Here is a 25,224-nt window from a genome sequence, read left to right on the forward strand (position 1 = left end):
GAGGTCGTGCGAGGTGGTGCGGTGCGCGATGCAGTACTTACTGGGAGGTCAACTTACCGACGCGTAAGGAAAATTCAATGGGTCCGACGGCAACAATCAGGGCGCGGCCGGGACCCAGACCTCGCCCTCCAGGACCCTCCCCATCCCCACCCACACCATGTTCATCAGCCGCAGCGTGACCCCCTCCGGCGACTGGTCCGGGTGGCGGCTCATCCAGTCGGTCAGCGAGTCCGCCGCGCCGACCAGCGCGTGGGCCACGAAGTCGGCGTCCTCGTCGTCGAGTTGCGAGCCGCCGCCGCTCTCCGTGATGCCCGCCCAGACCAGGCCCGCGACCTCCGCCATGACCGCGCGCCGGGCCTCGGCGACCGTGGCCGCGATGGTCTCGCTGAGCTCGGACGCCTGGCGGTGCAGCACGACCCAGCTGTCGCGGTGCTCGGCGACGAAGGCGAAGAAGGCGGAGAGCCCGGCGTGCAGGCGCAGCTCGGGGGCGGCGCCGCCGGCGCGGGCCGCGCCCTGGAACGCGGCGACCAGGCGGTCCGCCTCGCGCCGGATGCAGGCGAGGAAGAGGCCCTCCTTGGAGTCCAGGTAGAGGTAGACCATCGGCTTGGAGATGCCCGCGAGTTCGGCGATCTCGTCGACGGACGCGGCGTGGTAGCCGCGCTTGGCGAAGACCTGCACGGCGACGTCGATGATCTGCTGCTCGCGCTCCTGGCGGGGGACGCGTCGCTTCCGCTGGGGGCGCTCCTGGGAGTTGGTCACCGTCGCATCCTCCCCGAACCCGTTGCCAAGCTCTCCCTCCCCCGCTACCTTACCCAATAGTAATCTTACTAAAGAGTAAGGAGATTGCCGTGGCGGACGGCACCGCGGACGGACTGGCCGGCCTCGACTTCGCGAGCGTGACCCCCGAGGAGTTCGCGAAGATCGTGAAGGGCCTGTCCAGCAAGGAGATCGGTGAGATCGCGCAGGACGGCGCGCTGCGGGCCCGCGTCCTTCAGGAGGTCTTCGGGCGCATGGGGCGGCAGTTCAAGCCGGACGCCGCGGGCTCCCTCAAGGCACTGATCCGCTGGAAGATCACCGGCTCCGGCGACAACCCGGAGGCCGTCTACGAGACGGAGATCGCGGACGGCACCTGCACGGTCCGCGAGGGCCGCTCGAACGCCGACCCGCGCGTGACCCTCGTCCTCGGCGACGCGGAGTTCCTCAAGCTGGTCTCCGGCAACGCCAACCCCGTCACGATGTTCATGATGCGCAAGCTCAAGGTCGCGGGCGACGTCGCCCTCGCCTCGGGGCTCACGCGCTACTTCGACATCCCGAAGGCGTGAGGGGCGCACGGCCATGGCGTTCTCCCTCGAACTGACCGAGGAACAGCGGGACCTGCGGGACTGGGTGCACGGCTTCGCCAAGGGCGTGGTGCGCCCGGCCGCCGCCGAGTGGGACGAGCGGGAGGAGACTCCGTGGCCCGTCATCCAGGAGGCCGCGAAGATCGGCCTGTACGGCTTCGAGTCGCTGGCCGACCTGTTCGGCGACCCGAGCGGCCTCTCGCTGCAGATCGCGAACGAGGAGCTCTTCTGGGGTGACGCCGGCATCGGCATGGCCCTGTTCGGCACCTCCCTCGCGGTCGCCGGGATCTTCTCGTCCGGCACCCCCGACCAGCTCGCGGAGTGGGTGCCGCAGTGCTTCGGGGACGAGTCGGAGCCGAAGGTCGCCGCGTTCTGCGTGTCGGAGCCGCAGGCGGGCTCGGACGTCTCCGCGATGCGTACCACCGCCCGCTACGACGAGGCGAAGGACGAGTGGGTGATCAGCGGGCAGAAGGCGTGGATCACCAACGGCGGGATCGCCAACGTCCATGTGGTCGTCGCCTCCGTGGAGCCCGGTCTCGGGGCGCGCGGGCAGGCCGCCTTCATCGTGCCGCCGGGGACACCCGGCCTCGAAGGGGCCAAGAAGATACGCAAGTTGGGGCTGCGCGCCTCGCACACGGCTGATGTTTTCCTCGATGACGTACGGGTACCCGGCGCCTGCCTGCTCGGCGGCAAGGAGAAACTGGACGCCCGGCTCGCCCGGGCCCGCGAGGGCGGTCGCGCCAAGGGACAGGCCGCGATGGCCACCTTCGAGGTCAGCCGGCCCACGGTCGGCGCGCAGGCGCTCGGCATCGCCCGGGCCGCGTACGAGTACGCGCTGGACTACGCCGGGGACCGGGAGGCTTTCGGGCGTCCCATCATTGACAACCAGTCGATCGCCTTCGCCCTCGCGGACCTGCGCACCGAGATCGAGGCGGTGCGCCTGCTGATCTGGCAGGCCGCCTGGATGGCCCGGAACGACAAGACCTTCGACGCCGGGCAGGGCTCGATGTCGAAGCTCCGCGCCGGTGAACTCGCCGTCACGGCAACGGAGAAGGCCGTGCAGGTGCTCGGCGGCGCGGGGTACAGCCGGGAACACCCCGTCGAGCGCATGTACCGGGACGCGAAGATCTACACGATCTTCGAGGGGACGAGCGAGATCCAGCGCCTGGTGATCGCGCGGGCGATCTCGGGCCGCCAGATCCGCTAGGCCCACTTCGGGGGACACCGATACGCCCCTGGGAGCCCTCACCACACCCACGCCGCTCCCAGGGGCCCCTCTCTGCCGGCAGCCGTTCAAGCAGGTGCTGACCTGCGCCGATGAGGGGAGCATGACGTCTACGCACACTCCTGTACGAGAGTCCGGCGGCGGCACCGGGCTCCTCGGCCTCTCCCCCGGGCGGGCGGACGCCCAACGCGCGTGCTGGTGGGCCCGGTTGCGGCCCGCGGTGTGGCTGCTGCCCGCGCTCGTGATCGGCTTCGCCGGGTTCCAGCGGCGCTGGATGTCCGACGACGGGCACATCTACCTCCGGACCGTGCGGCAGATCCTCGCGGGCAACGGGCCCGTCTTCAACGCGGGCGAGCGCGCCGAGTCCTCCACCGGCACGCTGTGGCAGTGGCTGCTGGTGCTCGCGGGGCTGCCGGGCGGCGACCTGGCCGTCATCGCGATGTACGGAGGGCTGCTGTGCACGGCGGCCGGCTTCGCGCTCGCCGGGCTCGGCGCGGTGCGCCTGCACGGAGGGCGCCGGGCCCTCGTCCCCGTCGGCGCGCTGGTCCTCCTCGCCCTGCCGCCCGTCTGGGACTTCGCCACCTCCGGCCTGGAGACGGGCCTCGCCACCTGCTGGCTCGCCGGGGCGTGGCTGCTGCTCGTCACCCGGCCCGGCGCCCTGTCGAGCTGCGTGGTGCTCGGCCTCGGACCGCTCGTACGGCCGGACCTGGCGCTGGTGTCGGCGGTGTTCCTGGGGGCGCAGTGGCTCATGGCGCGGCCCTCGCGGCGGGCGGCGCTCGGCGGGCTCGGGGCGGCGCTCGCGCTTCCGGTCGCGTACGAGGTCTTCCGGCTCGGGTACTACGGGCAGCTGATGCCGCTGCCCGGGGTCACCAAGGAGGCGTCGCAGAGCCTGTGGGGGCGGGGGTTCACCTATCTCGGTGACTTCTCCGGGCCCTATCTCCTGTGGCTGCCGCTGCTGTTCGTGGCGGCCGCCGCGCTGCCCGCAGCGCTTCCCGCCGGGCGCGCCCGCACCGTGGCGCCGCCCGTGGTGCCCGCGCTCGCACCCGTCGTCGCGGGGGCGCTGTGCTGGGTGTACGTCATCAAGGTGGGCGGCGACTTCATGCACGCCCGGATGTTCCTGCCCGGCCTCTTCCTGATGCTGCTGCCCGTGTTCCTGGTGCCCGTCACGCGCGTGTGGGCGATCGCGGCGGTCGGGGTCGGGGTGTGGGCCATCGCGTGCGCGGGCTGGCTGCGCCTTCCGTACGAGGGGCGGATCGGGCCGCAGGGGGTCGCGGACGAGCGCGGCGTGTACGTCCAGCAGAACGCGGCCGCCCACCCCGTGCACCACACCTTCGCCGGCAAGCCCGGCAACGCGCACTTCGGGCAGCTGGTGCGCGCGGCGGAACGCTCCGGTCGGCCGACGCTGCTGCTCGCCTGGACCCCGACGGGGGCCAACTCCCCCTCGGTGACCGGCATTTACAACACCCTCGGCTACAGCGGCACCGTCATCCCCCTGACCGGCGCCGCCCTCGACCCGATCGGGCTCGCCTACCCTCTGGCCGCGCACTCCGAGCGGGTGGCGCACGGCCGCGTGGGCCACGACAAGCAGCTGCCCAACGAGTGGGTCGTCGCCGACCGGGGCACCGACGCGCTGCCGCCCGGCTACGACCGGGCCCGCGTCGACGCCGCCCGCCGGGCCCTGCGCTGCGGCCCCCTCGCCGAGCTGCGGGCGGCGACGCGGGAGCCGATGACGGCGGGGCGGTTCTGGCGCAATCTCAGCGGGGCCTGGGGTCGGACGACGTTCCGCTTCCCCGCCGACCCGGTGCGGGCGGAGCGGGAGCTGTGCGGCCGGTCGAACTGAACAACATCTTGGAGCAGATTCCAACTCCTTTGTCGGGCAGGGTACTTGTGTGGTGCGTGGTTCTGTCTGAGGCTGAGGGTTCTTGTTGCCTTGCGTGGGGAGTCATCGCATGAGCGCACATCGGCCGAGCCGCCGCTCGTTCCTCGTCACCGGCACCGCCTTGGTGGGGTGGGCCGCCTTCGCCGCACAGAAGCAGGCGTTCGCCCGGGACACCCCGGGCGGCAGCGGCACCGAGTGGGACGCGAATCCCCGCGTCTTCCAGGTCAACAGAGAACCGGCCAGAACCAGACTCGTCCCGTACGCGAGCACCTCCGCGGCCCTGCGCGGCAGGCTCACCCAGTCCCCGTACTACCGCTCCCTCAATGGCAGTTGGCACTTCCACTGGTCCAAGAACCCGGACGAGCGCCCGGTCGGCTTCGAGGCGCCCGGCTACGACGTGAGCGGCTGGGACCGCATCACCGTGCCCTCCAACTGGGAGATCGAGGGCTACCCGGAGCCGATCTACCTCAACATCCGCTACCCGTGGGAGGGGTACGAGAAGCCGGACTTCCCTAACGTCCCCCACGCGTTCAACCCGGTCGGCTCCTACCGGCGCACCTTCACCGTCCCCGACGACTGGGACGGCCGCCGCACCCTCGTCTCCTTCCAGGGCGTGAAGTCCGCGTTCTTCGTGTGGGTCAACGGGGAGAAGGTCGGCTACAGCGAGGACAGCTACACCCCGGCCGAGTTCGACGTCACCGCACACCTGAAGCCCGGCACCAACTCCCTTGCCGTGGAGGTCTACCGCTGGTCCGACGGCAGCTGGCTGGAGGACCAGGACATGATCGACCTGTCCGGGATCTTCCGGGACGTGTACCTGTACGCGATCCCCGCCGTGCACGTGCAGGACCTCTTCGTGCAGACCGACCTGGACGCCGCCTACCGCGACGCGACGCTGTCCGTCACCACCGTCGTACGCAACAGGGGCGGGGGCGATCCGGGGCGGCACCGCGTCGAGGCCATGCTCTACGACGCCGAGGGGCGGCCCGTGCTGGGGCAACCCCTGCGCGGGGAGGCCGAGTTCGACAAGGAGCTCGTCCTGGAGACCGGGGTGAAGGCGCCCGCCCTGTGGTCCGCCGAGAGCCCGAGCCTCTACACCCTCGTGGTCACGCTCCTGGACCCGAAGGGCCGCAAGAGCGACATCCAGCGCACCCGGGTCGGCTTCCGCAAGGTCGAGTTCGGGCCGGGCAAGTGGACCGTCAACGGCAAGCACGTCATGTTCCACGGCACCAACCGGCACGAGTCGCACCCGGACTTCGGACAGGCCGTCCCCGAGTCGGTCATGGTCGAGGACGTCCGTCTCATGAAACGGCACAACATCAACGCCCTGCGCACCTCGCACTACCCGAACCACCCGCGCATGCTCGAACTCTGCGACGAGTACGGCCTGTACGTCATCGACGAGACCAACCTGGAGACCCACGGGGTGCGCGACCGCCTGCCCGGCTCGCTGCCCGACTGGACCGACGCCTGCGTGGACCGCGTCCGCTCCCTCGTGGAGCGCGACAAGAACCACGCGTGCGTGGTGGCCTGGTCGCTCGGCAACGAGGCCGGGGAGGGCGACACCTTCAAGGCCATGGCCGCCTGGGTGCGGGCCCGCGACACCTCGCGGCCCGTCCACTACGAGGGCATGAACTCCGTCGCCGACGTGCACAGCGAGATGTACACCAAACCGGCCGACGTCGAGGCGTACGGCAGGTCGGGGAAAACCACCCCCTACATGCTGTGCGAGTACACGCACGCCATGGGCAACAGCAACGGCAACCTCCCCGAGTACTGGGAGATCTTCGAGAAGTACCCGAACCTGCACGGCGGCTTCGTCTGGGACTGGGTCGACCAGAACATCCGCCGCCCGATCCCCGGCGACAAGAAGCACACCTACCTCTCGTACGGGGGCGACTGGCACCCCGGCTACCCGACCGACGGCAACTTCAGCTGCAACGGCCTGGTGGCGTCGACCCGTTCGCCGCACCCCGGCCTGATGGAGATCAAGAAGGTCTACCAGCCGGTGGCGGTCACGGCGGGCGACCTCGGCGTGGGCGCGGTGTCGGTCCGCAACAAGCAGCTGTTCAGCGGCCTGGACGCGTACGAGCTGCGGTGGAGCGTGACCCGCGACGGGGACGCCGTCCAGCACGGCACGCTGCGGGCCCCCGATGTGGCGCCCGGCGCGACCGCCACCGTCCGCATCCCCTACCGGAAGCCCACCACCCTCGAACCCGGCGCCGAGTACTGGCTGAACGTGTCCTTCGCCCTGCGCGACACGACGCGGTGGGCCGAGGCCGGGCACACCGTCGCCGCCGAACAGCTGGCCCTCGACTGGCACGCCCCCGCCCCGGCCGACCCGTCCCCGGGCACCCTGCCGCCCCTCGAACTCACGGAAACAGAGAGGGAGTTCAAGGTCGGCGGGCGTGACGTGGAAGTGGTGCTCTCGAAGTCGGCCGGCACCCTCACCTCGTACCGGATCAAGGGGCGGGTGCTGCTCGCGGGCGGCCCCGTGCCGAACTTCTGGCGCGGCCCGACGGACAACGACATCGGCCGCAAGTACCAGGAGGAGGCCGCCACCTGGAAGGAGGCGGGGGCCAAGGCGAAGGTCGATGCGGTGAAGGCGGCGCAGCCCTCCCCCGGCGAGGTCACGATCGAGGTGACCGCGACGCTGCCCACCTCGCCGCTGCCCTCCACCTGGACGACGGTGTTCACCGTGCGCGGCGACGGTGAGCTGCGCGTCCGGCACACCCTGAAGGCGGCCGCGGGGCTGCCCGACATCCCGATGGTGGGCGCCCTGCTGACCGTCCCCGAGGGGTTCGAGCGGCTCGACTGGTACGGGCGCGGGCCGCACGAGAACTACCAGGACCGCAAGTCGGCCGCGTTCGTGGGCCGATACCGCTCGACGGTGGACGCCCAGGTCGCGCCGTACGTCCGTCCGCAGCAGACCGGCAACATGACGGACGTACGGCGGCTCGCCCTCACCGACCGCTCGGGCGCGGGCCTCGTGGTCACCGCCGACCCCGCCGCGGGCGAGGAGCTCCTGGAGACGAGCGCCCTGCACCACGCCCCGTCCGACCTGGACGGGCCGAAGCACCCGCACGAGGTGAAGCGGCGCAAGGAGACGGTCCTCGGGGTCAACCACCGGCAGATGGGCGTCGGCGGCAACGACTCCTGGGGCGCGCCGCCGCTGGCGGAGTATCTGCTGCACGCGGGCAGGACGTACACGTACGCGTACCGGGTGAACCCCGCGGAGAAGTTCACCCCTTGAGGCGGTTCGCCTGCTCGATCGCGTCCGCGAGGCGGCGCACGTCTCCACCGCCGGAGCCGTCCTCCAACTCGCGGGCGCGCGCGGCCAGTTCACCGAGCGGCAGGGCGCCCGGCAGGCCGTTCCAGCGGGAGTCGCCGGAGCGCAGGGCGTTCGCGAAGTAGGCGGCGGTCGCGGCGACGCGCAGGCCGCGCGGGGTCGAGCCGTCCCACACGCCGTGGCGCACCGCGTCCGCCTCGATCGACTGCGACTCCTCGTGCGGGGCGCGGCTGTCGGGGTCGAGCCAGCGGACGCTCGCCGTCGCGAGACGGCCGCTCGCGCCGGGCCGGAGACGGACCGCGTACAGCGCCGTCACCGTGTGGCCGGGGCCGACCTCGCCGCCGTCCACGGTGTCGTCGCGGAAGTCGTCGTCGGCGACCTGCCGATTGTCGTAGCCGATGAGGTGGAAGTTGACGACGGCCCGCGGGTCGAAGGCGACCTGTGCCTTCGCGTCGCGGGCGCGCAGCTCGATGTGGGCGGGGAGCTGTTCGCAGAACACCTTGCGGGCGTCCTCGTCGCTGGAGACGTAGGTGGTGTGGCCGTCGCCCTTGTCGGCGAGGCGCTCCATCAGGGCGTCTCCGTAGTCGCTACCGACGCCGACGCCGAAGAGGGTGATGCCGTGGGTGCGGCGGGCGTCGGCGATGCGGTCGAGGATGGCGTCGGCGCGGGTCTCGCCGGTGTTGGCGAGGGCGTCGGAGAGGAGGACGACGCGGTTGGTGGCGCCTTCGCGCAGGCCGAGGGTGGCGGTCTCGTAGCCGGTGGTGACGCCCGCTTCGAGGTTGGTGGAGTCGGTGGGTTCGAGGGTGTCGATGGCCTCGTGGACGCGGGCGCGGTTGCTGTCCTCGGCGTACGAGCGGTCGGCCGGGGCGGCCTTGAGCCGGTAGCCGTCCTCCGATCCGGCTCCCTCGGCGTGCACGCGGCGTCCGCCGAGCCGGGTCATGGGCAGGATCGTCTCGGCCTCGTCGCTGAAGGTCACGAGGGCCACCGAGTCGTCGGGGCGCAGCTGGTCCGTCATGGTGTCGAGGGAGCGCTTGACGAGGTCGAGGCGGCCGGGTTCGGACATGGAGCCGGAGACGTCGATGACGAAGGTGAGGGCGGCGGGCGGACGGCTGGGGAGCGGAGCGACTTCCTTGGAAGGGCGGTGGCGGGAGACGGGCGGGCGGTCCGCGTCCGAGGTGTCGGGGCCGGTGGCGAGGCCGACGCGGAGGAGGGACCAGTCGCCGCCGTCCTCGCGGCTGTCGGTGCCCGTACCGGCGCGGGCGCCGTCCACCGTCACCGAGAAGCCGTCGCCGTCCGGGCGCGGATAGTCCTGGCGGAAGCTGTTGACGAACTCCTCGGGGCGGACCGTCGCCGGGTCGGGCAGGCGGCCGTCGGCGAGGGTGCGCCGGGCGTAGCCGTACGAGGCGGTGTCGACGTCGAGGGCGAAGGTGGAGAGGTAGTCGGGCGCGGGCGCCACCTCGCGCTTCTCGTCGCCCTGGTGTTCCTCCGGGGTGGCCGCGTCCCCTCCCGTTCCGGTTCCGGCGGACGGGTGCGCGGGGGCGGGCAGGGGCGCGCCGTCCTGGACGCCGCCGCTGTGGCCCTTCGCGCTGTCGGCCTTCTCCTTGCCCCCGTCGTCGCCCCCGCTGCACCCGGTGAGCAGCAGGCCGCCCGCCAGGGTCAGGGCGACGAATCCTCGTCCTGCTCGTCGCGTCGTCCGGATCCGCATCACGGCCCCCTCTTGTCTGCGTCGGCACTCACGACTGTGACGCGGGAGGCGGCCGGAACGATCGGTCCGGTGCGTTGCGGACCGGTCTCGATGAGGCTACGGCGGGCGGCCGTCGTGACCGGTAGGAGACGTACCGGAGACCCGGAGATCCCGGGCCGGGAGGGTCAGGACACCACGTCCTTCCTGGCGAAGCCCCGGAACGCGAGCGCGAAGAGCACCAGCGCGTACGTGACCGAGACGGCCGCGCCCTGGATCATGCCGCCCCACTCGGGGCGGGTCTGTACCGCGTCGGCCCAGGCGAACTGCCAGTGCGCGGGCAGGAAGTCGCGCCAGTCGCCGAGTGCCGTCACCGCGTCCAGGACGTTGCCCACGATCGTCAGGCCGACCGCGCCGCCGACCGCGCCGAGCGGGGCGTCGGTCTTCGTCGACAGCCAGAACGCGAGGGCGGCGGTGACGAGTTGGGACACGAAGACGTACGCGACGACGATGAGCAGCCGCTGCCCCGCCGTGCCCGCCGCGAGGGTGCCCCCGGTGGGGATCTCCAGCGGCCCCCACCCGTAGGCCACCGTGCCGACCACGAGGGCGACCAGCGGCAGCAGCAGCATCGCGGCGGCGCTGAGGGCGAGCGCGACGGTGAGCTTGGACCACAGGAGGCGGGCGCGGGGCACGGGCGCGGCCAGCAGATAGCGCAGCGACGACCAGCTGGCCTCGGAGGCGACGGTGTCCCCGCAGAACAGGGCGACGGGGATGACGAGGAGGAAGCCGGCGGACACGAACAGGCACACCGCCGCGAAGTTCGCGCCGGACGCGGTGGCCGTGTCCATCAGCGTCACCGCGCCGTTGCGCGCGCCCGGCGAGCCGCCGATGGCGAACGCCGCGACGAGCACGAAGGGCAGCAGCGCGAGCACGCCGAACATCACCAGCGTGCGGCGCCGCTTCAACTGCCGTACCGCCTCGACCCGCAGCGGCAGGGTCCGGCCCGCCCGGTAGCCGGGCGCGGTGGCGCGGGCCGTGGTCGCCGCGCTCCTCGCCGCACTCTTCGCCGCGCTCATGCGGAGCCTCCGATCAGGGTCAGGAACGCGTCTTCGAGGCGCCGGTGGGGGCCCATGGACGCGACGGGGATGTCCAGTCGTACGAGTTCCGGCAGCAGCTTCGCGGCGCCTGCCGTCCCGTCGGCACCGTCGGCCCCGGTGGCGTCGAGCCGGACCAGGAGCCCGCTCTCCGCGCGCACCGCCGAGGCCACGCCCGGCAGGGCGCCGACCTTCTCCACGAGGGCGTCCGGGACGTCGGCCGCGAGGCCCACCAGGAGCGTGTCCCCGGAGCCGACGATCTCGGCGACCGGGCCCGCCTGGACGAGGCGGCCGCGGTCCATCACCACGAGGTGGGTGCAGGACTGCTCGACCTCGGCCAGGAGGTGGCTGGAGACGATGACGGTGCGGCCGCCGCGCGCGTAGCGGATCATCACCTCGCGCATCTCGCGGATCTGGGGCGGGTCGAGGCCGTTGGTCGGCTCGTCCAGGATGAGCAGGTCCGGCAGGCCCAGCATGGCCTGGGCGATGGCGAGGCGCTGGCGCATGCCCTGCGAGTACGTCCGCACCGCGCGGGCCAGGGCGTCGCCGAGACCGGCGATCTCCAGGGCCTCGTCCAGGTGGGCGTCCTCGGCGGGACGCCCTGTGGCCTTCCAGTACAGCTCCAGGTTCTCCCGGCCGGAGAGGTGGGGCAGGAAGCCCGCTCCTTCGACGAACGCGCCGACGCGGGAGAGCACCGGGGCGCCCGGCCTGATGGCGTGCCCGAAGACGCGGATCTCGCCCTCGTCCGGGCGGATCAGGCCCATGAGCATGCGCAGCGTCGTCGTCTTGCCCGCGCCGTTCGGCCCGAGCAGGCCGAGGACCTGGCCCTTCTCGACGCGGAAGGAGACGCCCTTGACCGCGTACCGGTCCGTCGACTTCGCGTACCTCTTGGTCAGGTCCGTGATCTGGAGCGGGACGTCGGCGAGGTGGGGGTCCGGGGCGGGGGCCGTGGTGCGGCGGCGCGCGGTGACCAGGAGGGCCAGGGCGAGGACGGCTCCGGTGAGGGGCAGCCACCACACCCAGGAGGGCAGCGGGGCGGCGGCCGTCTTCACGCCGGGTGCCGTCGGCACCGTCAAGTCGCCCTTCAGGGAGACCTGATAGGTGGCGGGCTCGGCCGGGGAGGCGTAGCCGAGGTCGGTGGAGGAGAGGGCGAGGCGCAGGCGGTGGCCCTTCTGCACCTCGTGGTCGATGGCGGGGAGGGTCAGCTCGACGTCCTTGCCGTCCTTCGCGTCCGGCACCCGCACGGGGGCGACGAGCTGGGCGGGCAGGACCTGCTGGCGGCCGTCCGGGCCGACGTCGTAGACCTTCCCGAAGAGCACCGCGTCATCGGTGGACGACTTCACGTGGACCTTGGCGGTCGGGGTGCCGGTGACGCGGAGGTTCGCGCCGAGCGGGCGCGAGTCGAACCGGGCGTACTGGCCGGGGAAGTCGAGGGAGACGCCGATGCCGAGGGCCGACAGCTGGGACAGACCGCCCCCGGCTCCGCCACCGCCACCGGCGGCGCCCGAGTCGTCGTCGTCTTCACCGCCGCCGCCCCCGCCACCGAGGCCGGGCACGCCGGAGATCGCGGGCGGGGAGCCGCCCGCCGGATTGGTGACGCTCTGCTCGCGCCCGCTCAGCTCCACGGACCGTCGGCCGCTCTCCAGGCCGGGGTAGCTCTCCCCGCTCGCGCCCCTCAACTGGGCGGCGCCGTCGGTGGAGTCGATGCCTCCGGTGCGGGTGACCCGGAAGGCGGGGCCGGTGTCGGCGCCCTTGTCGTCCTTCAGGTAGCGGTCGAACCAGGAGGTCACGCGGGAGTCGAGCCGGCCCGTCTCGGGGTCGCCGCCGTCATGGCCGCCCGCGAGCCAGTCGACCTTCACGGGCGCGTGGTTGGCGCGGATCGCCTTCTCCATCGCGTCGGCCTGGCCGAGCGGGAAGAGCGAGTCCGACTGGCCCTGCATGATCAGCGCGGGGACCTTGATGCGGTCGGCGACGGCGGAGGGGCTGCGCTCGGTGAGCAGCCCGCGCGCCTTCGCGTCCGGCTTCCCGGCGGCCGCCACCCGGTCGTACATGGCGCACAGACTGCGCTCGAACTTGTCGCAGCCGCCCCCGGAGTTGATGAAGATCCCGGCCCACAGCTTCTTGAAGACGCCGTTCGGCAGCAGTGCGTCCGCCAGGTTCCAGTACGTGATCTTCGGGGCGATGGCGTCGACCCGCTGGTCGTACCCGGCGGCGAGCAGGGAGATCGCCCCTCCGTACGAAGCGCCGGTGACGCCCACGCGCGGGTCGCCCGCCTTGTCGAGGCGGACCTCGGGGCGCTTCGCCAGCCAGTCGATGAGCCGGGAGACGTCGGCCACCTCGGCCTTGGGGTCGTTCAGCCCGATCTTCCCCGTGGACTTGCCGAAGCCGCGCGCGGACCAGGTCAGGACCGCGTACCCGTCGCGCGCGAGCTGCTCGGCCTGGGCGCGGGTCTCGGCCTTGCTGCCGCCGAAGCCGTGGCCGATGAGGACGGCGGGGCGCTTCACGGCGGGGTCGCCCGCCGTGAAGTACGACGTGTCGATCCTCGCGCCGTCCATCGCCATCATCCGGTCGGCGCGGTGCACGGCCGGCTCGTCGTCGGACGCGACCGCCGTCCAGGTGCCCGCCCCCGCGAGCACCACCACGGCGGCCGCGGCGGCGATCCAGCGGCGCGGGCCGCGCAGCGCGGACAGCCTGGGCCCGGTCAATCGGAGATCCATGCGTCAACGGTACGGTCGCCCACCGACAACCGCGGCAGCCGACGGTCGGAACCCGCGTACCTCCCGGGGAAGTAGACTCCGGCCCCCGCGTACCGCCAACGTGGTACGCATGCGCATCTCACCCGCGACCACACCCGCCCAACTCCTCGCCGCCGGGCCCCTCTTCGACAATCCCCAAGCTCTCGGCTTCGCTCGAGCAGGGGAGGCCCCATTCGCCCGCCCCGAGTGGGCGGAGCGGTTCCTGGCCGCCCCGGGGCACCACCTCTTCCTCGCGTACGAGGAGAAGTCAGACATCCCCGTCGGCTTCGTCAGCGGCGTCGAGACGATCCACCCCGACAAGGGGACGGAGATGTTCCTGTACGAGCTGAGCGTCGCCGAGACGCACCGGCGCCGTGGCGTCGGCCGCGCCCTCGTCGGGGCCCTGGCGGCGCTGGCACGGGAGTTGGGGTGCTACGGGATGTGGGTGGGCGTCGACACCGACAACGAGGCGGCCCTCGCCACGTATCGGAGCGCGGGAGCCAAGGACGAGGGCCGCTTCGCGATGCTGAACTGGGACCTGCGGTAGCGCCCCCGCCGGATGAGGCGCTAGGGCCTGTCCGGCGGATCAGGCCCTAGCCGATCCGCTCGTCCTCCGGCAGGGTCACCAGCCACCGCGTGTCCGCGCGCGGGCGCAGGTACCCCGCCCAGTACACCGTCGCCACCGCCACGATCCCGCCCGTCCACGCCAGGTACGACAGCTCCTGCCGGCTCAGGATGTAGCCGAGCACCGCGATGAGCAGCACCGGGAGCGCGGGCCACAGCGGCATCCGCCAGGCGGGCACGTCGCGGTGGCCGCCCCGGCGGGCGAGCAGCGCGGCGACCGCGACCAGCAGGTACATGCCGGTGACGGAGACGCCCGTCACGCCGTACAGGGTGTCGAGGTCGACGAAGCAGAGCACCGCGCCGGGCACGCCCACCAGGAGGGTCGCGACCCAGGGGGAGCCGAACCGGCCGAGCCTGCTGAGGGCGTGGTTGACCGGCTCGGGCCACGCCTTGTCGCGGGCCGAGGCGAACAGGACGCGGGAGTTCTGGATCACCATGACGATGCCCGCGTTGATGATCGCGAGGGCGACGCAGAGGCTGACGAAGGTGCCGACCGCCGAGTTGCTCCACGCCTCGACCATGCCGCTGATGTCGCCCGAGGTGAGCGCCGTGAGGTCCTGGGCGCCGAGGGTGATCGCTGCGACCGGGACCAGGATGATCACCGAGGAGATGGCGAGGGTCGCGAGGACCGTGCGGGCCACGGACTTGCGGGGGTTCTCCAGCTCTTCGGAGAGGTAGACGGCGGTGGAGAAGCCCTGGGTCACGAAGAGCGCGATGGCGAGGCCCGAGACGATCAGCATGGCGGTCACGGTGTCGGTGTGCCCGTGCGCGCCCGCGACCTCCATCGACACGAGCGAGCCCGCGCCGCGCTCCGCGTGCGTGAAGCCGAGGACGGCCACGACGGCCGCGGCGATCACTTCGAGGACCAGGAAGACGCCGGTGATCCACGCGTTGGCCCGCAGGTCGAGCAGGCCCGCGAGGGTGGCGAGGAGCATCACGCCCGCGCCCGCCACCGAGGGGTCGAGGTGCACGAGGGGCGCCAGGTAGTCCGCCGTGCCCATGGCGATCACCGGCGGGACGATCATCACGACCAGGAGGGAGAGCACGAAGACCAGCCAGCCCGCGAGGCGGCCCGCCATCGTGGAGACCATCGCGTACTCGCCGCCCGCGCTGGGGATGAGGGTGCCCAGCTCCGCGTAACAGAAGGCGACGGCTATGCACAGGAGCGAGCCGATCGCGATGGTGAGGGCGGTGGCGGTGCCGAGCGAGGAGAAGAGGTCGGGGACGACCACGAAGAGCGTGGAGGCGGGCGTCACGCAGGAGAGCGTGAGCAGGGTGCCGCCGACGACGCCGATGGAGCGCTTCAGCTTCTGGGGGCGGCCGGGCGCCGCGGGTGCCTCGGCAGGGGCCTCGGCGGGGGACTGGAGCGGGCGGAGCGTGTCGGTCATGGAGCGGTATCCGATCGACTCGTGCGGCAGGAGGTGCGCGTCGGGGGCGTCCGGCGCGTTATGGAACCCCGTCACAACCGGAACGTCAACGGCCGTTTCCCTACGGATTCCGCAGGGGCCACCGCGCGCTCACCGACCCCAACTGGCCATACTTTCCCAGGGCTTTACATCCATAGGTGGCAATGACTAAGCAGTGCCGCCTGTTGACCTTGATAACGAAGGCACTTCACCGACTGCACCTGTGCCGCCCGATTTGCCCTCTCCGCCTGGGGAGCGCACGGGAACCGCAGCTCCTCCCCCGAAAAAGAAACGGGGCCGCCCGCATTCCGGACGGCCCCGTCGCTCCGGGCGACTGCGCTCGACTGCGCTCAGTGGTTGCGCGGGAACCCGAGGTCCACGCCCGCCGGGGCGTCGGAGGGGTCGGGCCAGCGCGTGGTGACGACCTTGCCGCGGGTGTAGAAGTGCGTGCCGTCGTTGCCGTAGATGTGGTGGTCCCCGAAGAGGGAGTCCTTCCAGCCGCCGAAGGAGTGGTAGCCCACGGGCACCGGGATCGGCACGTTCACGCCGACCATGCCCGCCTCGACCTCCAGCTGGAAGCGGCGTGCGGCGCCGCCGTCGCGGGTGAAGATCGCGGTGCCGTTGCCGAACGGCGAGGCGTTCATGAGGGCCACGCCCTCCTCGTACGTGTCGACGCGCAGCACGCACAGGACGGGGCCGAAGATCTCGTCCTTGTACGCCTGGGCCGTCACCGGCACCCGGTCGAGCAGCGAGAGGCCGATCCAGTGGCCGTCCTCGAAGCCCTCCACGGTGTGGCCGGTGCCGTCGAGGACGACCTCGCAGCCCTCGGCCGCGGCGCCCGTCACGTACGAGGCGACCTTGTCGCGGTGGGCGGCGGTGATCAGCGGGCCCATCTCGGAGGAAGGGTCGTTCCCGGGCCCGATCTTGATCTTCTCGGCGCGCTCCTTGATCTTCGCGACCAGTTCGTCACCGATCGAACCGACCGCCACCACGGCCGAGATGGCCATGCAGCGCTCGCCCGCCGAGCCGTACGCGGCGGAGACGGCGGCGTCGGCGGCCGCGTCCAGGTCGGCGTCCGGGAGGACCAGCATGTGGTTCTTGGCGCCGCCCAGTGCCTGGACGCGCTTGCCGTTCGCGGAAGCGGTCGTGTGGATGTAGCGGGCGATCGGGGTCGAGCCCACGAAGGAGACGGCGGACACGTCCGGGTGCTCCAGGAGGCGGTCCACGGCCACCTTGTCGCCGTGCACGACGTTGAAGACGCCGTCGGGAAGCCCGGCCTCGGCGAGCAGCTCGGCGATCTTCATCGACGCCGACGGGTCCTTCTCGCTGGGCTTCAGCACGAAGGTGTTGCCGCACGCGATGGCCAGCGGGAACATCCACATCGGCACCATGGCCGGGAAGTTGAACGGCGTGATGCCCGCGACGACGCCCAGCGGCTGGCGGATCGACGACACGTCCACCCGCGAGGCGACCTCGGTCGACAGCTCGCCCTTCAGCTGCACCGTGATGCCGCAGGCCAGGTCGACGATCTCCAGACCGCGCGCGACCTCGCCGAGCGCGTCCGAGTGCACCTTGCCGTGCTCGGCGGTGATCAGCTCGGCGACCGCGTCGCGGTTGGCGTCGAGGAGGGCGCGGAACTTGAAGAGCACCGCGGTGCGCTTGGCGAGCGAGGAGGTGCCCCAGGTCGCGAACGCGGCCTTCGCGGAGGCCACCGCGGCGTCCACCTCGGCCACGTTCGCGAAGGCGACCTGCGTCGTGACGGCGCCGGTCGCCGGGTCGGTGACCGGACCGAACGTGCCCGAAGCGCTCTCCACAGCCTTCCCGCCGATCCAGTGCTGGACGGTCTTCGTCATGACAAGCATCCCTACTCTCACAGGTGGCGGCGTCGGGCGGTGACGTGCCGGTCGTACTCTTCCCTGGCCTTGACCGCCGCCTGACGGGTCGCGGTCTCGGCCACGGGCACATCCCACCACGCCTGTGCGGGGGGCGGGCCCGACACTGTGTCTGCCGTTTCCGTCTCCACGTAGACACATGTGGGGCCGTCCGCGGCGCGCGCCTCGCGCAGCGCGCCGCGCAGTTCGTCGACGGTCCTCGCGCGCAGCACGCGCATCCCGAGCGAGGCCGCGTTGGCGGCGAGGTCGACGGGCAGCGGGTCCCCGGTGTACGTGCCGTCGGGCGCCCGGTAGCGGTAGGCGGTGCCGAACCGCTCGCCGCCCACGGACTCCGAGAGCCCGCCGATCGACGCGTACCCGTGGTTCTGCAGGATGACGACCTTGATCGGCAGGCGTTCCTGGACGGCGGTGACGATCTCCGTCGGGTTCATCAGATACGTCCCGTCGCCGACCAGCGCCCACACCGGCCCTCCGGGCTCGGCCAGGCACACCCCGATCGCCGCCGGGATCTCGTATCCCATGCAGGAGTAGCCGTACTCGACGTGGTACTGCCGGGGCGAGCGCGTCCGCCACAGCTTGTGCAGGTCGCCGGGGAGCGAACCGGCCGCGTTGATCAGGACGTCGGCGCCGGTGACGATCTCGTCGAGGGCGCCGAGCACTTGGGCCTGGGTGGGCCGGGCGTCGATCTCGGCGGCCTCGAAGGCGGCGGCCACCCGGTGCTCCCAGCGCGCCTTGTCGCCGCCGTACGCCACCGCGTAGGCGTCCTCGACGCGATGGCCGCGCACCGCATCGGTGAGGGCCTCAAGTCCCGTACGGGCATCGGCGATCAGCGTCAGGGCCGCCATCTTGTGGCCGTCGAAGGGCGCGATGTTGAGGTTCAGGAAGCGGACGCCGGGGGCGGCGAAGAGGGTGCCGGAGGCGGTGGTGAAGTCGCTGTAGCGGGTGCCGACGCCGATCACCAGGTCGGCGGTGCGGGCCAGTTCGTCGGCGGCGGCGGTGCCGGTGTGGCCGATGCCGCCGACGTCGGCGGGGTGGTCGAAGCGCAGCGAGCCCTTGCCGGCCTGGGTGGCGGCGACCGGGATCCCGGTGGCGTCGGCGAAGTCCTTGAGCGCCTCCTCGGCGCCGCTGTGGTGGACGCCGCCGCCCGCGATGACCAGCGGGCGCCGGGCCGCCCGCAACGCCCGCGCGGCGGCCTCGACTTCCCGCGGGTCGGGGGCGGGGCGGCGCACGCTCCACGTCCGCTCGGCGAAGAACTCGCGCGGCCAGTCGTACGCCTCCGCCTGCACGTCCTGCGGCAGGGCGAGGGTGACGGCGCCGGTGTCGACGGGGTCGGTGAGCACGCGCATCGCCTGCAGCGCGGCCGGGATGAGGGCCTCGGGCCGGGTGATCCGGTCGAAGTACTTGGAGACGGGCCGCAGACAGTCGTTCACCGACACATCGCCCGCGTACGGGACTTCGAGCTGCTGGAGCACCGGGTCGGCGGGCCGGCTGGCGAAGACGTCACCCGGCAGCAGCAGCACCGGCAGGTGGTTGACGGTGGCGAGCGCGGCGCCGGTCACGAGGTTGGTGGCGCCGGGCCCGATCGAGGTGGTGACGGCGTGCGCGGCGAGCCGCCCCGACTGCCGCGCGAACCCCACCGCGGCATGCACCATGGCCTGCTCGTTGCGCCCTTGGTGGAAGGGCATCTCGTCCCCGTACTCGACGAGCGCCTGCCCGATCCCCGCCACGTTGCCGTGCCCGAAGATCCCCCAGGTCCCGCCGATGAGCCGCCGCCGCGCGCCGTCCCGCTCGGTGAACTGCCGCGACAGGAAGCGCACCAGGGCCTGCGCGGTGGTGAGCCGGACGGTGGGAGCGGCCTGGGTGGAGCCGGTGCTGGTCATCGGTACGCCTCCGTGTGATCGGGGTGGAAGCAGATCCGCCACTCCCGCTCGGGGCCGGGGCCCGCCATCACGTTCAGGTAGTACAGGTCGTGGCCGGGCTGGGCGATCGACGGGCCGTGCCAGCCGTCGGGCACGAGCACGACGTCACCCGTGCGGACCTCGGCGAGGACGTCGGTGCCGCCGTCGCGGGACGGGAACACGCGCTGGTACCCGAACCCCTCGCGCCCGTCCCGGGCCCGCTCCACCTCGAAGTAGTAGATCTCTTCGAGCTCGGACTCGACGCCCGGGCGGTGTTCGTCGTGCTTGTGCGGCGGATACGAGGACCAGTTGCCGCCGGGCGTGATGACCTCGACGGCGATGAGGCGGTCGCACGCGAAGGCGTCGGCGGACGCGAAGTTGCGGACCTGGCGCGCGCAGTTGCCGCTGCCGCGGGCCTCGACGGGAACCTCCGGCGCGGAGCCGTAGCGGGCGGGGAGTCGACGCTCGCACTTCGCTCCTGCCAGGGCGAAGCGGCCTCCCGCGCCGGAGGCGATCTGGATGCGGGCATCCCGGGGCACGTAAGCGAAGTCGCTGACTCCGCTGAACACGCTGTCCCGGCCCAGCAGTTCGATGATCCCGCCTTCGGCGTGCACCGTACAGCCGCCGGTCAGGGGCAGCACGATCCATTCACTCTCACCGGTGGCGAAGGAGTGCAGGCCGCCGGGCGGCAGTTCGACGATCCGCAACGCCGAGTGAGCGAGCGGCGTCTGCCGGGGATCGATGTCGAGGGCGTAGGCACCACCGGCCGTACTGCCCCTGGGTACGTACGACATGGAACGCCTCCTCGCTGCAGCGGTCTCCCTCGCGGCGGTCACAACAGTCCTACGGCGGTGTCGACCGCACCGGCCACGTCCCCGTCGGGCGGGTACAGCAGCGCGCGGCCGGCGACCAAGCCCTGCACGGTGGGCAGTTGCAGCGCTCCGCGCCACTTCTCGTACACCGCGTCCTCGTCGTTCGCACCGTTTCGATCATCCCCCACATCGCCGCCGAGCAGCACCGCGGGCAGCGTCGAGGTCTCCAGGACGCGCGCCATGTCGTCCGGGTTCCGGGTGACGGGCACCTTCAGCCAGGTGTACGCGGAGGTGCCGCCGAGGCCCGAGGCGATGGCGATGGAGGTGCTGACGGCTTCGGGGCTCAGGTCGTTGCGAAGCCTGCCGCTCCCCCCTTCCCTCCCGCTCAGGAACGGTTCGACGAACACGGGGAGGCGGTGCTCGGCCATCGCGTCGACGGCGCGCGCGGCGGCGTGCAGCGTGTCGAGGGAGCCCCGGTCCCGGTGGTCGACGCGGAGCAGCAGCTTGCCCGCGTCGAACCCGATCCTGGCCAGGTCCTGGGGCCGGTACCCCGTGAACCGGTCGTCCAACTCGAACGCGGCGCCCGCGAGCCCGCCGCGGTTCATGGACCCCATCACGACCTTGCCGTCGAGGGCGCCGAGCAGGAGGAGGTCCTCGAGGATGTCGGCGGTGGCGAGGACGCCGTCCACGCCGGGGCGGGACAGGGCGAGGCAGAGCCGTCGGAGGAGGTCGGTCCGGTCGGCCATGGCGAGGGGGTCGCGGCCGACGCCGAGGGCGCCCCGCGCGGGGTGGTCGGCGGCCACGATCAGCAGCCGCCCGCTCGGGCCGAGGAGGGGGCGCCGGGGGCGGCGGGCCGCGGCTTCGGCGATGGCTTCGGGGTGGCGGGCGCGGGTTCTGGCGAGGGCGCCCGGGTCGATGGTCATGGGCATTTCCCCGCCCCCCTCTGATCGCGGCCTGCGGCCTGCTCGTCCTCAATCGCCGGACGGGCTGGACATAGCCCGTCCGGCGATTGAGGACGAGGCGCGAAGCGCCGATTGACGGTGCCCCAGGGGCGACGGAGTCGCCGTTTCGGGAAGGGGCGGGGTCGGGGAAGAGTCACGTCACCGCCCCCGCACGGACCGCCGCCTCGACCTCGCCGGGAAACGGCATCGCGGACGAACACTCCAGCCGAGAGGCGACGATCGCCCCCGCCGCGTTCGCATACCGCACCACCCGCTCCAACTCCCATCCCGCCAGCAGCCCATGGCACAGCGCCCCACCAAAGGCGTCCCCGGCCCCCAGCCCGTTCAGCACGGTCACCGGCAGCGGCGGGACCTCCGCGCACTCCCCCGCCGCACTCATCGCGAGCACCCCCTTGGGCCCCTGCTTCACCACCGCGAGCTCCACTCCCGCGTCCAGCAACGCCCGCGCGGCCGCACCCGGTTCACGCTCCCCGGTGGCCACTTCCACCTCTTCGAGGTTCCCGACGGCGACCGTCGCGTGTGCGAGTGCGGCCTCGTAATGCGTACGCGCCTCGCCCGCATCCGCCCAGAACATCGGCCGCCAGTCGAGATCGAAGACCGTGATCCCCGAAGTCCGCGCACCCAGCGCCGCCAGCGTCGCCCCGCGGCTCGGCTCCGCGCACAGCCCCGTCCCCGTCATCCAGAAGATCCGCGCCGACGCGACCGCGCCCAGGTCCAGTTCGTCACCCCGGATCTCCAGATCGGGCGCCTTCGGCAACCGGTAGAAGTAGAGCGGGAAGTCGTCCGGCGGGAACACCTCGCAGAACGTGACCGGCGTGGGCAGGCCCGCGACCCCGGTCACCCAGCGGTCGTCGACGCCGAACTCCCGTAGCGCGGCGTGGAGATACTCGCCGAAGGGGTCCTCTCCCGTGCGCGTGACGACCGCCGTGCGCCGGCCCTGCCGCGCCGCGGCGACCGCGACGTTCGTCGCCGAGCCGCCGAGGAACTTCCCGAAGGACGTGACCTCCGCGAGCGGCACCCCGGCCTGAAGCGGGTAGAGGTCCACCCCGATCCGGCCCATGGTGATGACGTCGTACGGATCGGTCACCGCGTCCTCGCTTCCTGTCGTCTCCCCCAGGTCTAATCCCGTCCCGGGAACCCTGTCAACATTTTGTCCTTACATTCGGACCACCCTTGACACCCTTCTGAAGCGGCCGGGAGGCTTGGGCCATGACGACGCTGCCCCGCCTGTCACACATCCGGATCGGTTCGGCTCCCGACTCGTGGGGCGTGTGGTTCCCGGACGACCCGCGGCAGGTCCCCTGGCGCCGCTTCCTGGACGAGGTCGCGGAGTCCGGCTACGAGTGGATCGAGCTCGGGCCGTACGGATATCTCCCGACCGACCCGGTCGTGCTCGGCGAGGAGACCGCGCGGCGCGGCCTGAAGGTGTCGGCCGGGACCGTCTTCACGGGGCTGCACCACGGGCCCGCCGTCTGGGACGAGACCTGGGCCCACGTCGCGGACAACGCCGCGCTCGCGCGGGCGACCGGCGCCGGGCACCTCGTCGTCATCCCCGCCTTCTGGCGCGACGACAAGACCGGCGAGGTCCTCGAGGACTCGACGCTCACTCCGGAGCAGTGGCGCCATCTCACCACGCAGACCGAGCGGTTGGCGCACGAGGTGCGGGAGCGGTACGGGCTGCGCGTGGTCGTCCACCCGCACGCGGACACCCACATCGACGGCGAGGAGAACGTCGCCCGCTTCCTGGACGCGACCGACTCCGACCTGGTCTCGCTCTGCCTGGACACCGGGCACTACGCGTACTGCGGCGGCGACAGCGTCAAGCTCATCGAGACGTACGGGGAGCGCATCGGCTATCTCCACCTCAAGCAGGTCGACCCGGCCGTGCTCGCCCAGGTCCGGGACGAGGAGCTGCCGTTCGGGCCCGCCGTGGCGCGGGGCGTGATGTGCGAACCGCCGGCCGGGGAGCCGGCCCTGGAGCCGGTGCTCGACGCGGCGCAGCGGCTCGGGGTCGACCTCTTCGCCATCGTCGAGCAGGACATGTACCCCTGTCCGCCGGAGCAGCCGCTGCCCATCGCCCGGCGGACCCGCTCGTTCCTACGATCATGCGGGGCCTGACGGGGAGGTAGGACATGAACGGGGGGACGGGCAGGAGGCCGGCGGGGCGGAGAGCCGGCGGGATCGGCATGCGCGGCATGGGGCTCGACGGGCTGCGCACCCCGGCCCGCTCCGCCCGCTCCCGGGACGGGAGTTGGGAGATCGCGACGGGGCTGCCGCATCCGCGGCTGCGGCCCGGCGTGATCAGCTACCGGGGGATGCGGTTCGCGCTGCCGGGCCCGCGCCGCCGTCTCGAAGTGCCGATCGGCGCGGTCACGCTGCTGCTCGGCTTCGACCGGCCGGTGCGGATCTCCGGCCTCGCGGGCTCGGCCCGCCCCTCGGTGTCGCTGGTCTCGGTCCTCTCGGGGCTGTCCACGGAGCCGGTGATGGGCGAGCACGACGGCCGTCTCGCGGGGATCGAGGTGCTGCTCACGCCCTGGGCCGCGTTCACGCTCTTCGGCACCGCCCTGCACGAGCTGTCGCACCACAACATCGACCCCGACGAGCTGGACCTCGGCCCCGCGCACGGCCGGTGGGAGAGCGTCGGCGAACTCGCCGGCGCCCTCGGCGACCTGCCCTCCTGGACCCAGCGCTTCGCCCTCCTCGACGACGCGTTCGCGCGCTGGGCCGAGACCGGCCCGCCGTCGTCGGCGCGCACGGTGCGGGCCTGGAGCGAGCTGGTCCGCACCCAGGGCGCCGCGCCGGTCGCGCACATCGCGGAGGAAGTCGGCTGGAGCGTGCGGCAGTTGGAGAACCGCTTCCGGGAGCAGATCGGCATCGGCCCGAAGGCGGCCGGGCGGGTGCTGCGGCTCCAGCGGGCCCGGCGGCTGCTCGCGGCGGGGCGCAGCCAGGCGGAGACGGCGGCGCTCTGCGGCTTCTACGACCAGGCGCATCTGAGCGGCGAGTTCAAGGCGATGACGGGGTGCACCCCGGGGGAGTTCTCGGTGGCCCGGCGCCGGGGGCCGCTGCCCGGGGGGCCGCCGCAGCCGGACCGTCTCGCGGGCGAGCCGACGAGCCTGATCCTGCCCTCGGACCCCTCGGCGCGTGCCGCGTTTTTCTCCAAGACCCGGGGGCGGCGCTGACGGCACGCTGTGCCCTTCGAGCCGCACGACGAGCCTTATGCCCCCGGGGGAAGCGGGGAAGCCGGCGGGCCGGACCTGGCGAATGAGGTATCCCCTGCTCCTCAAGAGCTTGGGGAAAGGCCCGGCCCGCTCAGCTTGCTCCGTTCTCAGCTCGCTCCGTTCTCAGCTCGCTCCGTTCTCAGCTCGCTCCGTTCTCAGCTCGCTCCGTTCTCAGCTCGCTCCGTTCTCAGCTCGCTCCGTTCTCAGCTTGCGCCCCGCGAGCGCCCTGCCGACGCGCCCCTCGCACGCATCGCACGCGTCACAAATCCGCCCGTCCTGTCACACATGTCCCGCATACGCGGGTCTTGCGTCACAGCCGGACGACAGCCGCCCCCCTGCGCGCCCCCCACGTCGTTCACCGGGCACAAGGCTGAGTGATCGCCAGCGTCCGCGCCGCAGCTCCCCCGACGGCTCTCCCGAGCCGCCCCTGCGGCGCCCGCAGGGAGGTGCCACTGATGACCGACCGAAGGCTCTGGTCGTACAAGGAGATCGCCGCGCACATCCGGGTCCAGCCCGACACCGTGCGCTCGTACCGCAAGCACGGACTGCTCCCCGCCCCCGACCACGTGGAGGGCGGCAAGCCCTACTGGTACGCGGACACCATTCGCGCCTGGGTGGCGGCGCGCCCGGGCAATCGCGGCCGGAGATTTGATTGATACCCCCTAGGGGTATAGTGTGGGACGTGTCAGAGGATCCCCGGCGACTCCGGGGCTCCTCCTGCACGTTACGACTCCCCCTGCACACCTGCTTCACCGAGTCATCGAGGAGAACGCCATGAGCGCCCAGACCGAGCTCCCCCAGGCCAGCACCGAGTCGACCGGCTCCTGCTGCTCCCCCAGCGGCTCCTGCCACTCCGGCGACGCCGCCGAGACCCCGCAGGGCGCCACCACCACCGTGTACGAGGTGACGGGGATGACCTGCGGCCACTGCGAGGGCGCCGTCTCCAGCGAGATCTCCGAGATCGCCGGGGTCAGCTCCGTGACGGCCGTCGCCGCCACGGGCCTGGTGACCGTCGTCTCCGACGCCCCGCTCGACGAGGAGGCCGTGCGCGCCGCCGTCGACGAGGCGGGCTATGAGCTCGCCGGAGTCAGCAAGAGCTGACCTGTCACTGCACCGCAGTCGGCCGGGTACCCGCGAGGGTCCCGGCCCGCTCGGCGTTCCCCGCCCCT

At 72.4% G+C, this 25,224-nt stretch carries 19 protein-coding genes; 9 read left to right on the forward strand and 10 right to left on the reverse strand.

The annotated features are described in order from the left end of the window. Positions 1-96 precede the first annotated feature (96 nt). Positions 97-759 carry a TetR/AcrR family transcriptional regulator gene (locus ACQB60_RS05480; protein ID WP_496924628.1) on the reverse strand — a complete coding sequence of 221 codons (663 nt, stop codon included), beginning with the start codon at positions 757-759 and terminating at the stop codon, positions 97-99. An 89-nt stretch (positions 760-848) separates the two neighbouring features. Here ACQB60_RS05480 and ACQB60_RS05485 point away from each other — a divergent pair, with 89 nt between their 5' ends. From ACQB60_RS05485 to lacZ, 4 genes are all read left to right on the forward strand, one after another. Further along, positions 849-1,322 (forward strand): SCP2 sterol-binding domain-containing protein, encoded by a 474-nt coding sequence (locus tag ACQB60_RS05485; protein WP_496924629.1) that lies wholly within the window; start codon positions 849-851, stop codon positions 1,320-1,322. Between the two features lie 13 nt (positions 1,323-1,335). Beyond that, entirely contained in the window at positions 1,336-2,547 is a 1,212-nt protein-coding gene (locus ACQB60_RS05490; RefSeq protein WP_496924630.1) for an acyl-CoA dehydrogenase family protein, read from the forward strand. Positions 2,548-2,668: 121 nt separating this feature from the next. Beyond that, positions 2,669-4,405, forward strand: a complete 1,737-nt coding sequence (locus ACQB60_RS05495) for an arabinofuranosyltransferase AftB family protein (RefSeq protein WP_496924631.1) — start codon at positions 2,669-2,671, stop codon at positions 4,403-4,405. 109 nt (positions 4,406-4,514) lie between these two features. Beyond that, positions 4,515-7,697, forward strand: a complete 3,183-nt coding sequence (lacZ, locus tag ACQB60_RS05500; protein WP_496924632.1) for a beta-galactosidase, LacZ type — start codon at positions 4,515-4,517, stop codon at positions 7,695-7,697. On the opposite strand, the gene ACQB60_RS05505 is transcribed toward lacZ, so the two are convergent. From ACQB60_RS05505 to ACQB60_RS05515, 3 genes are all read right to left on the reverse strand, one after another. Then, positions 7,687-9,438: a vWA domain-containing protein gene (locus ACQB60_RS05505; RefSeq protein WP_496924633.1), complete on the reverse strand. Its 1,752-nt coding sequence runs from the start codon at positions 9,436-9,438 to the stop codon at positions 7,687-7,689. The two genes, lacZ and ACQB60_RS05505, sit on opposite strands and share 11 nt — an antisense overlap. 164 nt (positions 9,439-9,602) lie before the next feature. Beyond that, positions 9,603-10,490: an ABC transporter permease gene (locus ACQB60_RS05510; protein WP_496924634.1), complete on the reverse strand. Its 888-nt coding sequence runs from the start codon at positions 10,488-10,490 to the stop codon at positions 9,603-9,605. Further along, positions 10,487-13,225, reverse strand: coding sequence for an alpha/beta fold hydrolase (locus ACQB60_RS05515; RefSeq protein ID WP_496924635.1), 2,739 nt, complete (start codon positions 13,223-13,225; stop codon positions 10,487-10,489). Before ACQB60_RS05515 ends, ACQB60_RS05510 begins: the two co-directional genes overlap by 4 nt. A gap of 109 nt (positions 13,226-13,334) precedes the next feature. Here ACQB60_RS05515 and ACQB60_RS05520 point away from each other — a divergent pair, with 109 nt between their 5' ends. Further along, complete coding sequence (locus ACQB60_RS05520; protein WP_496924636.1) at positions 13,335-13,790, forward strand: GNAT family N-acetyltransferase; 456 nt, start codon at positions 13,335-13,337, stop codon at positions 13,788-13,790. Between the two features lie 46 nt (positions 13,791-13,836). Here the strand turns inward: ACQB60_RS05520 and ACQB60_RS05525 are convergent, their stop codons facing one another. The 6 genes from ACQB60_RS05525 to iolC form a co-directional block, all read right to left on the reverse strand. Further along, positions 13,837-15,255: an APC family permease gene (locus tag ACQB60_RS05525; RefSeq protein ID WP_496924789.1), complete on the reverse strand. Its 1,419-nt coding sequence runs from the start codon at positions 15,253-15,255 to the stop codon at positions 13,837-13,839. Positions 15,256-15,623: 368 nt separating this feature from the next. Next, the gene (gene mmsA, locus ACQB60_RS05530) at positions 15,624-17,126 is read right to left on the reverse strand and encodes a CoA-acylating methylmalonate-semialdehyde dehydrogenase (protein WP_496924637.1); all 1,503 of its coding nucleotides are present in this window, start codon (positions 17,124-17,126) and stop codon (positions 15,624-15,626) included. Positions 17,127-17,143: 17 nt separating this feature from the next. Continuing rightward, the gene (gene iolD, locus ACQB60_RS05535) at positions 17,144-19,045 is read right to left on the reverse strand and encodes a 3D-(3,5/4)-trihydroxycyclohexane-1,2-dione acylhydrolase (decyclizing) (RefSeq protein ID WP_496924638.1); all 1,902 of its coding nucleotides are present in this window, start codon (positions 19,043-19,045) and stop codon (positions 17,144-17,146) included. Beyond that, positions 19,042-19,857, reverse strand: a complete 816-nt coding sequence (iolB, locus tag ACQB60_RS05540; RefSeq protein WP_496924639.1) for a 5-deoxy-glucuronate isomerase — start codon at positions 19,855-19,857, stop codon at positions 19,042-19,044. The genes iolD and iolB overlap by 4 nt, the downstream gene beginning before the upstream one ends. Before the next feature lie 38 nt (positions 19,858-19,895). Then, on the reverse strand, positions 19,896-20,798 hold the full coding sequence (locus ACQB60_RS05545; RefSeq protein WP_496924640.1) for a Cgl0159 family (beta/alpha)8-fold protein: 903 nt from the start codon (positions 20,796-20,798) through the stop codon (positions 19,896-19,898). Positions 20,799-20,970: 172 nt separating this feature from the next. Next, positions 20,971-21,924 carry a 5-dehydro-2-deoxygluconokinase gene (gene iolC / locus ACQB60_RS05550; RefSeq protein ID WP_496924641.1) on the reverse strand — a complete coding sequence of 318 codons (954 nt, stop codon included), beginning with the start codon at positions 21,922-21,924 and terminating at the stop codon, positions 20,971-20,973. A 122-nt stretch (positions 21,925-22,046) separates the two neighbouring features. On the opposite strand from iolC, the gene ACQB60_RS05555 reads away from it, so the two are divergent. From ACQB60_RS05555 to ACQB60_RS05570, 4 genes are all read left to right on the forward strand, one after another. Further along, a complete protein-coding gene (locus ACQB60_RS05555) occupies positions 22,047-22,955 on the forward strand; it encodes a sugar phosphate isomerase/epimerase family protein (protein ID WP_496924642.1) in 909 nt (302 codons plus the stop codon). Between the two features lie 68 nt (positions 22,956-23,023). Then, on the forward strand, positions 23,024-24,016 hold the full coding sequence (locus tag ACQB60_RS05560) for a helix-turn-helix domain-containing protein (protein ID WP_496924643.1): 993 nt from the start codon (positions 23,024-23,026) through the stop codon (positions 24,014-24,016). A gap of 494 nt (positions 24,017-24,510) precedes the next feature. Next, positions 24,511-24,711, forward strand: a complete 201-nt coding sequence (locus tag ACQB60_RS05565) for a helix-turn-helix transcriptional regulator (RefSeq protein WP_384831793.1) — start codon at positions 24,511-24,513, stop codon at positions 24,709-24,711. A gap of 118 nt (positions 24,712-24,829) precedes the next feature. Continuing rightward, the gene (locus ACQB60_RS05570) at positions 24,830-25,156 is read left to right on the forward strand and encodes a heavy-metal-associated domain-containing protein (protein ID WP_496924644.1); all 327 of its coding nucleotides are present in this window, start codon (positions 24,830-24,832) and stop codon (positions 25,154-25,156) included. Positions 25,157-25,224 lie beyond the last annotated feature (68 nt).

This window comes from Streptomyces odontotermitis, assembly GCF_050510915.1.
GTDB lineage: Bacteria > Actinomycetota > Actinomycetes > Streptomycetales > Streptomycetaceae > Streptomyces.

Excerpts from the sequence above, each read along its gene's own strand:
- ACQB60_RS05490 (WP_496924630.1), top strand. The coding sequence starts at position 1,336 with ATGGCGTTCTCCCTCGAACTGACCGAGGAACAGCGGGACCTGCGGGAC.
- ACQB60_RS05495 (WP_496924631.1), top strand. The coding sequence starts at position 2,669 with ATGACGTCTACGCACACTCCTGTACGAGAGTCCGGCGGCGGCACCGGG.
- lacZ (WP_496924632.1), top strand. The coding sequence starts at position 4,515 with ATGAGCGCACATCGGCCGAGCCGCCGCTCGTTCCTCGTCACCGGCACC.
- ACQB60_RS05505 (WP_496924633.1), bottom strand. The coding sequence starts at position 9,438 with ATGCGGATCCGGACGACGCGACGAGCAGGACGAGGATTCGTCGCCCTG.
- ACQB60_RS05510 (WP_496924634.1), bottom strand. The coding sequence starts at position 10,490 with ATGAGCGCGGCGAAGAGTGCGGCGAGGAGCGCGGCGACCACGGCCCGC.
- ACQB60_RS05515 (WP_496924635.1), bottom strand. The coding sequence starts at position 13,225 with ATGGATCTCCGATTGACCGGGCCCAGGCTGTCCGCGCTGCGCGGCCCG.
- ACQB60_RS05520 (WP_496924636.1), top strand. The coding sequence starts at position 13,335 with ATGCGCATCTCACCCGCGACCACACCCGCCCAACTCCTCGCCGCCGGG.
- ACQB60_RS05525 (WP_496924789.1), bottom strand. The coding sequence starts at position 15,255 with ATGACCGACACGCTCCGCCCGCTCCAGTCCCCCGCCGAGGCCCCTGCC.
- mmsA (WP_496924637.1), bottom strand. The coding sequence starts at position 17,126 with ATGACGAAGACCGTCCAGCACTGGATCGGCGGGAAGGCTGTGGAGAGC.
- iolD (WP_496924638.1), bottom strand. The coding sequence starts at position 19,045 with ATGACCAGCACCGGCTCCACCCAGGCCGCTCCCACCGTCCGGCTCACC.
- iolB (WP_496924639.1), bottom strand. The coding sequence starts at position 19,857 with ATGTCGTACGTACCCAGGGGCAGTACGGCCGGTGGTGCCTACGCCCTC.
- ACQB60_RS05545 (WP_496924640.1), bottom strand. The coding sequence starts at position 20,798 with ATGACCATCGACCCGGGCGCCCTCGCCAGAACCCGCGCCCGCCACCCC.
- ACQB60_RS05555 (WP_496924642.1), top strand. The coding sequence starts at position 22,047 with ATGACGACGCTGCCCCGCCTGTCACACATCCGGATCGGTTCGGCTCCC.
- ACQB60_RS05560 (WP_496924643.1), top strand. The coding sequence starts at position 23,024 with ATGCGCGGCATGGGGCTCGACGGGCTGCGCACCCCGGCCCGCTCCGCC.
- ACQB60_RS05565 (WP_384831793.1), top strand. The coding sequence starts at position 24,511 with ATGACCGACCGAAGGCTCTGGTCGTACAAGGAGATCGCCGCGCACATC.
- ACQB60_RS05570 (WP_496924644.1), top strand. The coding sequence starts at position 24,830 with ATGAGCGCCCAGACCGAGCTCCCCCAGGCCAGCACCGAGTCGACCGGC.